We start from the raw sequence: 13,407 nt of genomic DNA on the forward strand, positions 1-13,407 counted from the left end.
GATCGAATCAATTCAGTGATTGGCAATTCATCCCTTTCTCTCTCTTTTCCATGGACATTCAATTTCGCGAATTTGACCCCTTTAATGTTTGGATTTGGCTGGAGCTGGACACCGTTCCAGGGCGCATGGAGCAGCAGTACATTGAAGAGGTTTTTGATTCCTGGTTTTTCTTAGGGAAATTAGGTGGATTCAATGCCGAAAACGCGCAGGTTCAAGAGGTGGGCTTGGACTTGAGCTATATGGAATATGACAGTGAAGTACTGGATCAATCGATGATGGCCCTGATGCACAACATGGGCGAGGTGGAGTTTGAAGGAACCCGCGCCCGTTGTTGGTTTGACTTGGGAACCAGTGACGCGATCGCCCTGGATGTGTTGATTAATGCCTTTGCTCAACTGAGTCGAGAATTTTTGGAAATTCGCCGTATTAGCATCGGTGGTGAAGATGAAGATTGGCCGATTGATGAAAGCAAACGCCAATCCAGTTCGGATTTCAATTAATTCAGCTAATTCAGCTAATTCAGCAGCAAGCACTTAATCATTGCCAGTCAATGGGCCACGAACCACTAAAATTGTGCCTTGAAATTGCTGGGCGATCGTGGCCGGCAAGTTGCCATGAATGACCTGTTTGAGTAGGCTTTCTCGGCTGGCTCCTAACACAATCACTTGGCTATCTAGGCTTTCGGCCAAGTGCAAAATGGTTTCAGCCACCTGATCCGCACAGAGAGCCAGCGCCGTGACTGAAGTGGGGCTGGTTTTGGTGAGGCGAGCGGTGGCCTGATCCAAAAGATCGGTCGTCCAGGGTTGCGCCGCCGATTCGCTGAAGTCCGGTTCCTCGCTGGTGGCCACCTTGGGCACGACTTGGCAGAGGGTGACGGCGGCCGATCGGGTCAGGCCCAACAGCGGCGGCAACAGATTCAGGGCCCGCTCCACATTGGGCCCACCACTAATCGGCACTAACCAGCGATCGAGACTGAGCATGGCTTGCACCGCCTCTTGCTGACGGATTCGCGGCCGTTTGAACAGGTCTTCTCCCCATTTCACCAACATGATTTCGCAGGGGGCATCGTTCAACAGCCGGGCGATCGAGTCGCCAAAAACTGGCAATCCCGGCCGGGCGATCGCCCCTTGCCAACCCATAATCACCAAGTCGATTCGCCGCCGTTGAATCACTTCCAAAATGGCCTCGGCCGGATCCCGGGCCAAGCAAATTTGGCTATGGATGGAGATGCGCCATTGACGACCGGCACGGGTTGCCCGTTCAAACAGTTTGCGCATGGGGGCCACCAGCGCCGGATCGATCGAGGTTTCCGCCGGGGACTGACCCACAGGAACCAACATCACATGCAAGCATTCCACCTCCGCCTGTCGATCGCGCGCAATGGCCAGCGCCAACCGCAACAGCCCCAAGGCCGCCGCTGGATTGGCGATTGGCACCAAAATTCGCGATCGCCCCGTGTTCGGCCCCCGGGTTTTATAGATGGCATAGGCGGGCCGGCGTGGCTGCTGGGGATTAATTTCTCCTCCTAGTCGTTTGGACTCAACGCGCAACAGATCGCTGCGCGTGACAATGCCCACCAGCCTTTGCCCTTCCAAAACGGGCAGTCGTCCCAGTTTGTAGCGACTGAGCAAAAAGCGAATATCCGACAGCCGATCGTCAATTTGCACCGCGATCGGCTGGGGAGTCATGGCCGCCGTCACCCGATCGGTGGCGGCCAAATCCTCGGCATCCAAATCCGTGATGTCCGATTGGGTCAAAATGCCCACCAAATTTCCCCGATCGTCCACCACCGGAAAACCGCGATGGTGCGAATCGGCAAACCGCTGGCGAGCCGTTTCCAGGGTTTGGCTGGCCCGCAGGGTTTCCACCGGATGATTCATCACATCCTTGGCCGTTAAATCCGCCAGCAAATCCACATCGGGAATGGGTTCCGACTCCAACCCCTTGAGGGCCAGCAGTCGATCGTATAAAGAACCAGAATCCAGGCGATCGGCCACCAAATAGGCCACCGTGGAACCAATGGTGAGCGGCAACACCAGGTTAAAATCCGCCGCCATTTCAAACACAATCGCGATCGCCGTGATTGGCACTCGCGACACCGCCGCAAAAAATGCCCCCATCCCGGCCAGAGCATAGGTGGCGATCGAGTGGGCCCCCACCAAGGCCCCCACCACACTGCCCAAGGCGGCCCCCAAAATCAGCGAAGGGCCAAACAAGCCCCCCGGCGCACCGGAACCAAAGGCCACCAAAGTCAACAGGAAATGGGCCCCAAAGGCGATCGCCGCGCCCTGCCAAGCCGTCCCCCCCAGCACCAAATCTTCCCGCAGCCAGCTATAGTTCCAAAACGCCGCTGGCAACATCGCCATACCCAGGCCCGTAATTCCACCAGCTAGGGCCATCCGCTCCGGCAACCCCCATTGCAACCGGCGATAGAGACCCAAACTGGCAATCACCCCCCGATTGAAATTGGCTCCCAACCAACCGGCCAACAAACCCAACAACAGATAGGCCGGAATATCCCGCGCCGTAAATTCCGTGGCCACCCGCGATAGGTTCAAGCTCACGGGCAAAATATCACCGCCCAAGGACTGCGCCACCACCGCTCCCACAAAGGCCGCCAACAGAGCCGGCCCCAGGGTCAAACCCGACACATCATGCAGCAGCTCTTCCACCGCAAACAGCACACCCGCGATCGGGGCATTAAACCCAGCCGCCAAACCAGCCGCGGCCCCGGCAGCAATTGTTTGGCGACGATAGGCCGGCGAAGTGGGAATCCAACGACTGAGTTGGGCCGCGATGGAAGCGCCCACATGCACCGTGGGCCCCTGGCGACCCAGGGTTAACCCAGACCCCAAGGTGAGCGTGGTGGCCAATAATTTGACCCAAACAGCCCGCCAATCCAACAGGATCGGCCCAAAGGCCAGCTTGGCCTTGACCTGCGGAATGCCGCTACCCCCAGCGTCCGGCGAAAAGCGCTGCACTAACCAGCCAGCTAGCCAACAACCCACCACCCCCACCGCCGCCAACGCCAGGGCTGGCAAGGGGCTACGGGTGGCGATCGCGATCCGCTGGGTTCCCACCCAAGCCGCCCCCCACTTCATCAACACGGCCGCCAACCCAGCAATTAGCCCGATCGTGCAAGACTCCAGCAGGGCCAAGGTCTTGGGACGCATGAATGGGCGTACCCACCGCAGGGGATGCCATTGCTCGCTAAAGGGGTTGTAGCGGTGATACCAGTCGTTTGCCACAAACGCGCTTCCTGAAAACGATCACGCAGCATGATCGCGCCGAACGATCCGATCAGTCAGGAGGCGAGTGCCAATGGCCTCACTGCCAACCGACAATCGTTACAAGGGGTATTTAAGTCCTACTCGATTGCTATTTCGCCCGATTGAATTTCAATGGGGATGTTTTTGAATCTTACCGATCAATCGGACAGATTTAGAGAATTGTGGACAAAATTTTGCTACCAAGTCCCTTTTTTTACGGGGTTTCTTCTCCCGAACAGGCTTGGGCAGCCGGCAGAATACGCGGCAAAGATGGCTGAGCAAATGATTCCAAATTTCCAGACTCCAGAGGAAGCAACCCAGTTCGTAATCCCAAGGCAATTGCGGCAGTTTCTACCCGATCGGGCCCCATTACTTGAATAAAGTGCAAAACATCCGCCACCTGGGCAATGAGCTGGTTTACATCAATTCCACTGTAGTGATCGTCATATTTATTTAAGCGGCTCAGCCCTTCACCCAACAAAATTGCAGCCCCACGCCAATTCAAATTACTGAGGTGATGGAGCGCCACCGCCACTTGCAAAATCCCTTGATAAAACGTGCGCTCCGGCTCATTCGCCACCACCCATAATGCCTCGATCGTGTCGTGGCAAGCATAAAACTCCCCACGATTAAATTCCTCAATTCCTTGCCAAAACGGAGTGTTGGGTTGTGATTCCTCAATCATGGCGCTGGGTAATGGGTCAGGGATGAAAAGGCGCGATCGATCCACAGGGCGATCGTCATCGTCTCAAGATCGTTTTAGGCTGATCTTTGGATGCCGCAGGTGCGCCAGTCCCGCCAACGAGAATTGCACAAAATTTTTCCATCTAAAAGATAGTTCTTAAGAACAGCACAGATCCAGTTCGACAGCCCCAGGATCAACCCTTGCTCATTCGTGGCCACCATCACATCGTAGGCCGGGTAAGCAAGTTTGAGGAACTGACGTTTAGCAACATTAAGTCACCTCGGTGCTGGATCGGTCAGCCGCTTTCAGGATCTCCTGGATAACCTCATCTTTAAAAGGTGACCCCTATGAATTCGATGCAATTGGGATCGGTATTGACTCGCTCGGTAGCGTCAGTAGCCACAACGATGATCGTTGGGCTCGGTTCACCTGCCCTAGCTGGCGCTATTAACCTGAATTTCACCAAGTTAAATGGCTTGGCTGGCTTTGGGTATACAGCTATCTATCGTGCAGATCTTTCTGGTTTGGGCTTTGATCTGCAATCTTTGACCATTCAAGATGGAAGTTTTGGACTGGGTGGAGCAACCGGACAGTACAGTGGTTTTGACTTAGACGCAATCCGTCTAAGCCGTACCCTGATTGATGATGCTTCTTCGGTGACTGACCTGAGTGGCTTGGATGTCTTTGACTTTTCTCCAAGCAAAACCCTGTTTTCTCCAGGCACTCAACGTTCTCCAGAAGATGCACCTAACCTATTTGGCTCGATCGGAACAACGATCAATCAAGGTCTAGCAACGCTCAATAGCTTTGATGCGGTATTTGACTTCTGGGAAGGGTGGCAAGGCTTTCTGAGCCTAGGTGATGGTGGTCGGATCAGCTTTGATCTGACCTCTGCCGTTGAAACTGTCAACCCACTCTATCTATACCTGGCTGAAGTGGGGGATAATGGAGAGCTGGCGGCTGGCTCGATTGTTGCCTCTGACAAACCAGTGATTACCCCTGAGCCGGAAACTCCCCAGTCAACTCCTGAACCCTCGCTATTGCTGGGATTTACACTCCTCGGACTGTGGGCTAGTTCAAAAAGTCAGCCCCCACAGAAAGTGGAAGTTGCCAAGCATCCTTAGTGCACAAACCAAAGCCAAGATCCAGTTACTTGCAACGCTCACCCAAGACTTGGGGTAAACAGAACTTGTAGTCAGGCAAGCAACTATTTACCTGGATGCTTCACGGGCATGGGGGAAGTTACTTTCCAATCAGTCGCTTCCCCCATGCCTTTTTTCTAATGAAATGAAAAGCAAAAGCCTAGAAGACAGAGTTACTGTTGAGATTGCTCCATTGTCAAACCTAATTCGTAAAAAAAGCCAAAAACACCGATGGAGGGTTAATCAACAGTGATTGACTTCCTTTCACTTGCTCATATTCTCTGAAAAATGCGAATCCATCCTAGGGGCTGTCATACAATGAACAGATGCTACTCGGATTCAAAACTCAACTCAAGCTCAACAACCAACAACGCACCGTATTAGCTCGCCATGCCGGTGTCGCACGTCATGCTTGGAATTGGGGTTTGGGACTGACTAAGAGCATCCTTGACCATAACCAATTACATCCCGAAGACAAAATCAAATTCCCATCGGCCATTGATTTGCACAAGTGGTTGGTAGCCTTAGTTAAATCTGAACACCCCTGGTACTACGAAGTCTCCAAAAGCTCACCCCAGAATGCTTTACGCCATTTACGGGTGGCTTGGGATCGATGCTTCAAAAAGACTTCAGGCGCTCCTAAATTCAAGAAAAAGGGTCACCATGATTCTTGTGAATTGGATGGAACCGTACGAATTAAGGGACTCAAAAAGATTCAGGTTCCTAAACTTGGCATCCTGAAGACCTATGAAGCCTTGCCCCAGAATGTTCAACCCAAATCAGTCACCATCAGCCGCCAGGCGCATGATTGGTTTATCTCATTTCGGATCGAGATAGAACCTGTCATTACGCCTAAATTGATTGATGTTGTAGGTGTTGACTTGGGTGTCAAATCCTTAGCAACTCTCAGCACTGGAGAAGTGTTTGAAGGCGCTAAAGCCTATAGACAACTGGAGTCCCGGCTCTCTCGCCTGCAATGGCTAAATCGCCACAAACAGCGAGGATCTGAGAACTGGAAAAAGGCTCAATTGAGGATCGCCCAACTGCATCAGCGGATCGCCAACATCCGTAAAGACACGCTCCACAAGCTCACGACCTACCTAGCCAAGAACCACGGCACGGTAGTCATTGAGGATCTGAATGTGTCTGGAATGATGGCGAATCACAAGCTAGCCAAGGCGATTCAGGATATGGGGTTCTACGAGTTTCGGCGGCAACTGGATTACAAGACAAAGTTGTATGGCTCTGAACTGGCGATCGTGGATCGCTGGTTTCCATCTAGCAAGACTTGTTCCCGTTGTGGCACGAAAAAAGAGACCCTATCTCTTTCAGAGCGGGTGTTTGATTGTGATCACTGTGGATTGCAGATTGATCGCGATTTGAATGCCGCGATTAATCTGCAAAAGGCGGCCAGTCCGGTCGTGTCAGCCTGTGGAGCGGATGAAGCCGACTTCGCCGCGATGAAGCAGGAAGCTTCCTGATTGCTGTATTTGCTAGTCAATTGCAGCAATTATTAGTGAATTAGTGACGGCTGAATGCAATTTTAGCTAATCGGCGGGAAGCCCCGCGCTCTCCCGAAGGGGAATGTCGGGATGAGAGCCGCGCTTGCTGAGTGGGGTTCAATGACCTTGAAGCAAGCAATAGTCTACGCCTGTCTGTTATGACGGAAACGTACAAGTTGTCTGTCTGTTATCAGGTCGCACGGGAGCGTGAAAACCTTGTCTCTGTCTTTTTAGAGCGGGGAGTGTCAATGCCAAGCTCACTCGTCAGGCCTAATCCCAGGGAAATGCAGTTGCCAGGCGGTTGAGGTGGCGTTCCCGCCGAAGCGATCTAGATTGGAGGCGCTGGTTTGGGAAAAACACCATGGGCGATCGAGGGCGGCTGGGACTGCTGGTGGTGCTGGTGGGCTGGGGGCTGGGGATGGCGATCGAACCGGCGATCGCCCAAGACTCCCGATCGGCCCAAGGACTGGTGAATTTTGCCGATTGGTGTCGGCAGCGCGATCGACTGGATCCGGCGGCGCGGCACACGGTGGGAGCCTTGTTGCGGGTAGCCAAGACCGAGAATTGTGAACAGGCTTGGCGCAATTTGGCGGCCCTGCCCGTGTTGGATTTGTCCAACCAAAACATTCAGGATTTGCAACCGATCGCCACCTTCAATCATTGGCGGGCCCTGTCGCTGCCGGGGAACCAAATTCGGGATTTGCGACCCTTGGCGGGGATGTCGTCCTTGCGCCAATTAATTTTGGGGTTCAATCAGGTGCAGGATCTCTCGCCCCTGCAAGACCTGGATCAGTTGGAAATGCTGGATTTGACCCGCAATCAGATCACGGCACTGCCCCAGCAGCCGGGATTGGCCCGGTTGCGATCGCTGATTTTGTTGGGTAACCCCCTGCGGCAACATACCTGCCCGTTTCGGCCGATTACGGTTTGTCTGTTTGATGATCCGGGGGCCCCATTGACGGCGCGGGCCCAGGCGGCGATCGACCAGGGCAATTGGCCCGAGGCGATCGCCCAGTTACAACAGGCCCGTGACCAGTACCAGGCCTTGGGCGATCGTTCGCGGCTCGCGAAAACCCAGGTGCAGTTGGGCAATGTTTATCTGCAATTGGGGGAATTCGCCCGAGCGTTGGAGGTGCAGCAGGCGGCCCATGGGGTGATTGCGGAAACGGGCGATCGGCCCACGATCGGGCTGGTGATGGCGAATTTGACGGAAACCTATGAGCGTTTGGGTCAATATCACCAGGCGGAGGCTTGGCTCGATCGGGCGATCGCCAATGCGGCTGAACAGTCCACCGCCGCGATTCCCCTGGATGGGGGGCTGTATGAACTGCCCAAGCAGCAGGGCTATTTAGCGGCTTGGTTATCGCAAGTGCAGTTGCGCCAGGGCAAGGCGGCCCCAGCGGTGATCAGCGCCCAGCAGGGGGTGCAATTCTATAACCTGCTGCCGGAGGATTATCCCGGCAAGGCGATCGGGATGACCAAGGCCCAGTTGATGTTGGGTGAGGCCTTGCGGGCGGTGGGTCGCCGTTCGGAGGCCCGCAACGCCCTTGAGCAGGTGCGCCAGTTGGCCCAAACCCATGGCGATCGCCCCGGTGAGGCCCAAGCCTGGGAACAGTTGGCCCTGTTGGCCAATGATGCGGGCGATCGCGAGCAGGCCCGGGCCGGTTTCGAGGCCGCCCTGGGGATCCATCGGGCCACAGGGGCCCGGGCCGAAGAGGGGCGTTTGTTAACCCGGTTGGGGGAGTTTTATTTGCAGCAGCGGGCGGCTCCTCGGGCGATCGACCATCTGTTTCAGGCGATCGCGCGGTGGGAGTCGGTGCGGCCGGGCCTGAGCGACGACAACAAAATCGCCCTGGCGGACACCCAAGCCCAAACCTATCGCCTGTTGCAAGAGGCTTTGATTGTCCAAGGTCAGGCGGGGCAAGCCTTGGAGGTGGCGGAACGGGCCCGGGCCCGGGCCTTTGTGGAACTGTTGGCCGCCCGATCGGGCCATTTGGCAAACCAACCCAGCCCAGCGGTCAGCCCACCCCCCACCCTCAGCCAAATTCAGCAGTTAGCGCGTGATCGCCGCTTGACCTTGGTGGAATACACGATCGGCCAGCGATCGCTCCACATTTGGGTGGTGAATCCCCAAGGAGACGTGACCCTCCGCACGGTAGCTGTGGCGGGCGACTCAGCCGAAGCCACCCTGGCTACCCAAATTCAAGAGCTGCGGCGAATCCTGCCCCAAGGACAACTGCTGGCGGCAGAGTTGCGCCGTCAACTGAACGGGTTGCATCGGCAACTGATCGCCCCGATCTCGGACTTGTTGCCCACAGATCCCCAGGAACCGGTGGCGATCGTGCCCCAAGGGCTGCTGTTTTTAGTGCCCTTTGCCGCTTTGCAAGCTGAGGATGGTCAGATGCTGATCGATCGCCACAGTTTGTTTCTCACCCCCGCGATCGATGTGTTGCGGTTGCAATTTGCCGAAACCCCGCCCGATCGCCCCTTAGCATCCGATGTGGTGGTGGGGGTCGATCGCGCGGCCCTGGTGGTGGGCAATCCGGTGATGCCGGCCGTGCCTCCCGTTTGGGGAGCGGCCCCCAGTCCCCTGAGCAACTTACCCGGGGCCGAATCGGAAGCGCGCCAAGTGGCCCAACTGCTTCAGGTCAAGCCGCTATTGGGGGCCCAGGCCACCAAAGGCGAAATTTTGGATCGGATTACCCAAGCGCGCCGAATTCATCTGGCCACCCATGGGTTGTTAGATGACTTGGGTAATTCGGGAATGCCCGGGGCGATTGCCCTTGCACCGGCTGCCGGTGATGACGGCCTTCTCAGTGCCGGTGAAATTATGGAATTGCGGTTGGCGGCGGAACTGGTGGTGCTCAGTGCCTGTGATACGGGGCGCGGCCGGATTACCGGCGATGGGGTGTTGGGGTTGTCTCGTTCTTTTTTGGCGGCGGGGGCCGATCGGGTGGTGGTGACCCTTTGGAAAATTCCCGATGAACCCACCGCAATCCTAATGGGCCATTTTTATGCAGCGCTTCAGCAGGGTAGTTCGCCCGTGGCGGCCCTGCGCCAAGCCATGATCCAAACCCGCGATCGCTACCCCAACCCGTTCCAATGGGCTGCTTTCACTGCCGTGGGTCGGCCCGACTGAAGATTGAGCATGGGCTAGTCCTAGTCTTCTAGGTTGAGATTGACCGAGAAGGTCAACACCGTTTCATCAACGCCCTTCAGTTCCAAGGGCCCCACTTTTTCGATGTCGTTTTCATCCAAATAGTCCGCCACGGCCGCCGACACCAAAACCGTGCCCGGTCGGGCCGCTTGCTGAATCCGAGAAGCGATGTTCACGCAGGGGCCAATGGCCGTGTAGTCCGATCGCTCCGCACTGCCAAACATGCCCACCACCGCCGTACCCTGATGAATGCCGCAGCGGAACCGGACGGGGGGAATGGCCTGCTCGCCCCAGACCTGATTCAGTTGGTGCAGTCGTTCGGACATTTGACGCGCGGTGCGCACGGCCCGCTGCACCTGCTCGTTGGGGGTGGCTTCCTCGGGCGCACCGAACAGCACCAAAATCGCATCGCCCATGAACTTATCGATCGTGCCGCCGTTGGCAAAGGCAATGTGGGTCATTTCCGACAGGTATTCATTCAGCAGCTCGGCCACCTTGCGCGATCGCACCGTGTTCGAGAGCTGCGTGAAGCCCACAATATCGCTGAACAAGACCGTAATGAGCCGAGGCTCCGGTTGCAAGTCCAACATCAACTCGCCCGCGGCCGCCTTGTTGACCAAGGATCCCGGCAAAAAGCGCCGCAACACCGATTCGGTCAAGTAGGCATTCAGTTCCGAAACCTTGCGTTCATTGGCCTTGAGGGCGATCAGGTTATGAACTTCCGCCAGCAATTCCCGATCGTCAAAGGGCTTGGCCAGATAGGCATCTGCACCAATTTCCACCCCTTCAACCCGGGTGTCGGCATCGGCCTTGGCCGTCAGCAAGATAATTGGCGTGCCCTGGAGGGCTTTGTCTTGGCGCACCTGCCGAATCAGGTCTAACCCGGAAACCCCCGGCATCATCAAATCGGTCAAGATCAGATGGGGTTGGTATTGCTCGGCGGCGGCGATGCCTTCGGCCCCGTTGCGGGCCACAATCACCCCGTATTGATTCCGACGCAAAATGCTGCTGACATAGCTCCGCAGGTCGGGGTTGTCGTCCACCACCAGCACCAATGGTCGATCGCCCAAGTCCTGCGGTTCCGGATCCGGCAATGGATCGTTGGCGCGGGTGGCGGCATCATGCTCCAGCAATTCGGCGGCCAGGTCTGCCAGCTCGATCGCGGCGCGGCTGCCTTCGATCGCCACCGGTTGCTCGATCGTTCGATCGGGCGGCAGGTGGGTGGAACCCCGGTCTAACCAAACGGAGAAAGTTGCCCCCTGGCCATAGTCCGACTCCACCGTCACCCGACCGCCATGGAGTTCCACCAACTCCTTCACCAGGGCCAGGCCCAGACCCGTGCCCTCGTAACCCCGACTCACGGAACCTTCGGCCTGGCGGAACCGTTCAAAGAGGTGGGGAATTTGGTCGGCCCGAATCCCGATCCCCGTATCGCTCACTTGCAACAGATAATGCTGCCCCGTGGCTTCCACCGTGACCGTAATCGTTCCGCCGCGCGGCGTGAACTTCATGGCATTGGAGAGCAGGTTATAGAGCACCTTATCGAAGCGCTCGCTGTCCAGATAGGTATCGGGGCAGGGGGTGAGGTTGGCCACCAGGGCGATCTCCTTGCGATCGCAGTAGGGGCGGAAGGATTCCAAAATGTAGCGGGCAAACTCCGCCAAATCGCAGGGGCGGAAGGTGGGCTGCATTCGGCCCGCATCCACCCGCTGCAAGTCCAGTAGTTGATTCACCAATCGCAACAGTCGCCGCGAGTTCCGTAGGGCCACGTCGGCCTGCTCGTAGGGCAAGCCTTGCTTTTGATTCACCGCCGCTTCCAGGGGCCCAATCATCAGGGTCAGGGGCGTGCGGAACTCGTGGGAAATGTTTTGGAAAAATTCGGTCTTTTGCCGATCGAGCGCCAGCAGTTGTTCTGCCTGTTGGCGAGTGGTTTGGTAGAGGCGCGACTGTTGCACCGCGATCGCCGCTTGGACGGCCACCGCTTGCACCAGCTTGATTTCCGTGCGTTTCCAGGGGCGGGGATTGGCCTGGCGCAGGGAAATGCTGCCGATGATTTTTCCCTCCGAAAGCAAGGGAACCACCAACAGGGCCCGGGCCTGCTGCTTCAGGGGCAAGCTGGCGGAGAGGCTGCTTTCGTGTAGGTCATCGAGGGCGATCGGCTGTTGGGTGTCGATCAGTTGTTGCAAAACGGGGTTGCTGACGATCGGGGCGATCGAGCGGGGCAGGGGTTCATGTTGCCGGGCCGCCGCCACCGGATCCACTTGCTGGGGACTCCAAGACCAATCGTGATGATCGCCGCCCAAGGGCGGAACCTCATCAAACCCCACACATTGCACATACTCATCGTCCTTGGTCCAAAGGGAGAGGGCGCAACCGTCGGACTTCAGGGCCTGGCGTAACTGCTGGGTGATGGTGGCAAAGATGGTTTTGGGTTCCAGGCTCGATCGAATGGCCGTGGCGATCGCGTTCACCAGGGCTTCTTGATCGGCCAGGGCCCGCACCCGATCGTAGGCCCGCGCTTGGGCCAGGGCCAAAGCCGCCTGATCCGCCACCGCTACCGCCAACTGCAGATCTTCCTCGCTCCAGGGCTGCACCGTTTCGCAGCGATGGAGCGCCATCACGGCCATGGCTTCCCCGCGATAGACCATCGGCACGATCGCGCTCGATCGAATGCCCAATCGCTCAAAGGCCGATTGCCGCCCTTGCCAAACCGGTTCCGAGGTTTGCAGCCGCTGATCCGTGGCCGCATCATCCACCGACGTGGCCGACTCCACCAGCCAAACCGTTTCCCGCAAACTTTCAAAAATCGTTTCGATCGACTGCTGAGTCACCGCCGTGGGATCGCTCGACCAATGGACAAACTGCTCATTGGTCAGGTGGCCATCTTCCACGGGCCGCAACAAACAGCAGTTTGACTGCAAGGCCTGGCCCACCGCCTCCACGATCGTTTGCAGCATCGTGCGCGAGTCCATGACACTGCGCACCGTGGTGGAAACCTCGTTGAGCAACGACTCCCGCCGCAGGGCTTGGCGCAACTCCCAAGTGCGCGATCGCAACACATTGTGGGTTTCCACCGCCTTGCGCACCGAGGCCTTCAGATCCTCGTCATCCCAAGGCTTCGTGACGTACTTAAACACCTTGCCGGAGTTGATGGCCTCCACCAGGTCATCCACATCCGTGTAGCCGGTGACAATAATCCGCATCACGTCCGGATATTGCTCGGCCGTCAAACTCAAAAATTCCGTCCCACTCATCAGCGGCATTCGCTGATCCGAGATGATGACGGCCACGTTGGGGTCTTTGGCCAAAATGTCCAAGGCTTCTGGGCCATTGTTGGCCCGCAAAACCTGGAACTCTCGATGCAGCGTTCGGTAGAGCAAATCGAGAATATCGGCTTCGTCGTCAATGACCAGGACTGTGGGCTTGGTCATCATGGGGCTTGCCCCCCAGCCCCGATCGGGTTGCAACCCAGGCTGTGGTGCTGGAGAAACTGCGGGCCAAGTTGCCGTTGGGAGTGAAGAAGCATCCATTGTGGGAGCAAAGAGCCGGCCATAGCGCCCTAGCGCGGGATGATGGGGAGTTGAAATGCCAAAGGGCAACGAACAACTGGTCGATCGCTTCAGCCAACGAATGGTAAGGGTTTAGGGCATTG

At 56.9% G+C, this 13,407-nt stretch carries 7 protein-coding genes; 4 read left to right on the forward strand and 3 right to left on the reverse strand.

All coding sequences use genetic code 11. The features are described from left to right. Positions 1-50: 50 nt before the first annotated feature. On the forward strand, positions 51-500 hold the full coding sequence (locus tag ACZA91_RS10690) for a DUF3531 family protein (protein ID WP_099534892.1): 450 nt from the start codon (positions 51-53) through the stop codon (positions 498-500). 33 nt (positions 501-533) lie between these two features. Here ACZA91_RS10690 and ACZA91_RS10695 read toward each other — a convergent pair whose 3' ends face one another. Further along, entirely contained in the window at positions 534-3,248 is a 2,715-nt protein-coding gene (locus ACZA91_RS10695) for a chloride channel protein (protein ID WP_370567704.1), read from the reverse strand. Between the two features lie 235 nt (positions 3,249-3,483). Next, positions 3,484-3,999 (reverse strand): DUF309 domain-containing protein, encoded by a 516-nt coding sequence (locus tag ACZA91_RS10700; protein WP_370567705.1) that lies wholly within the window; start codon positions 3,997-3,999, stop codon positions 3,484-3,486. Positions 4,000-4,301: 302 nt separating this feature from the next. Here ACZA91_RS10700 and ACZA91_RS10705 point away from each other — a divergent pair, with 302 nt between their 5' ends. The 3 genes from ACZA91_RS10705 (at position 4,302) to ACZA91_RS10715 (ending at position 9,737) form a co-directional block, all read left to right on the forward strand. After that, a complete protein-coding gene (locus ACZA91_RS10705; protein WP_463182314.1) occupies positions 4,302-5,078 on the forward strand; it encodes a PEP-CTERM sorting domain-containing protein in 777 nt (258 codons plus the stop codon). A 344-nt stretch (positions 5,079-5,422) separates the two neighbouring features. Then, positions 5,423-6,577: an RNA-guided endonuclease InsQ/TnpB family protein gene (locus ACZA91_RS10710; RefSeq protein WP_463182315.1), complete on the forward strand. Its 1,155-nt coding sequence runs from the start codon at positions 5,423-5,425 to the stop codon at positions 6,575-6,577. 382 nt (positions 6,578-6,959) lie between these two features. Next, a complete protein-coding gene (locus ACZA91_RS10715) occupies positions 6,960-9,737 on the forward strand; it encodes a CHAT domain-containing protein (protein WP_463182316.1) in 2,778 nt (925 codons plus the stop codon). Positions 9,738-9,757: 20 nt separating this feature from the next. Here the strand turns inward: ACZA91_RS10715 and ACZA91_RS10720 are convergent, their stop codons facing one another. Beyond that, positions 9,758-13,189: a response regulator gene (locus ACZA91_RS10720; protein ID WP_190354660.1), complete on the reverse strand. Its 3,432-nt coding sequence runs from the start codon at positions 13,187-13,189 to the stop codon at positions 9,758-9,760. Between the last annotated feature and the right edge of the window lie 218 nt (positions 13,190-13,407).

The sequence above is a fragment of the Limnothrix sp. CMB-01 genome (genome assembly GCF_055193175.1).

Excerpts from the sequence above, each read along its gene's own strand:
- ACZA91_RS10710 (WP_463182315.1), top strand. The coding sequence starts at position 5,423 with ATGCTACTCGGATTCAAAACTCAACTCAAGCTCAACAACCAACAACGC.
- ACZA91_RS10715 (WP_463182316.1), top strand. The coding sequence starts at position 6,960 with ATGGGCGATCGAGGGCGGCTGGGACTGCTGGTGGTGCTGGTGGGCTGG.
- ACZA91_RS10720 (WP_190354660.1), bottom strand. The coding sequence starts at position 13,189 with ATGATGACCAAGCCCACAGTCCTGGTCATTGACGACGAAGCCGATATT.
- ACZA91_RS10705 (WP_463182314.1), top strand. The coding sequence starts at position 4,302 with ATGAATTCGATGCAATTGGGATCGGTATTGACTCGCTCGGTAGCGTCA.
- ACZA91_RS10690 (WP_099534892.1), top strand. The coding sequence starts at position 51 with ATGGACATTCAATTTCGCGAATTTGACCCCTTTAATGTTTGGATTTGG.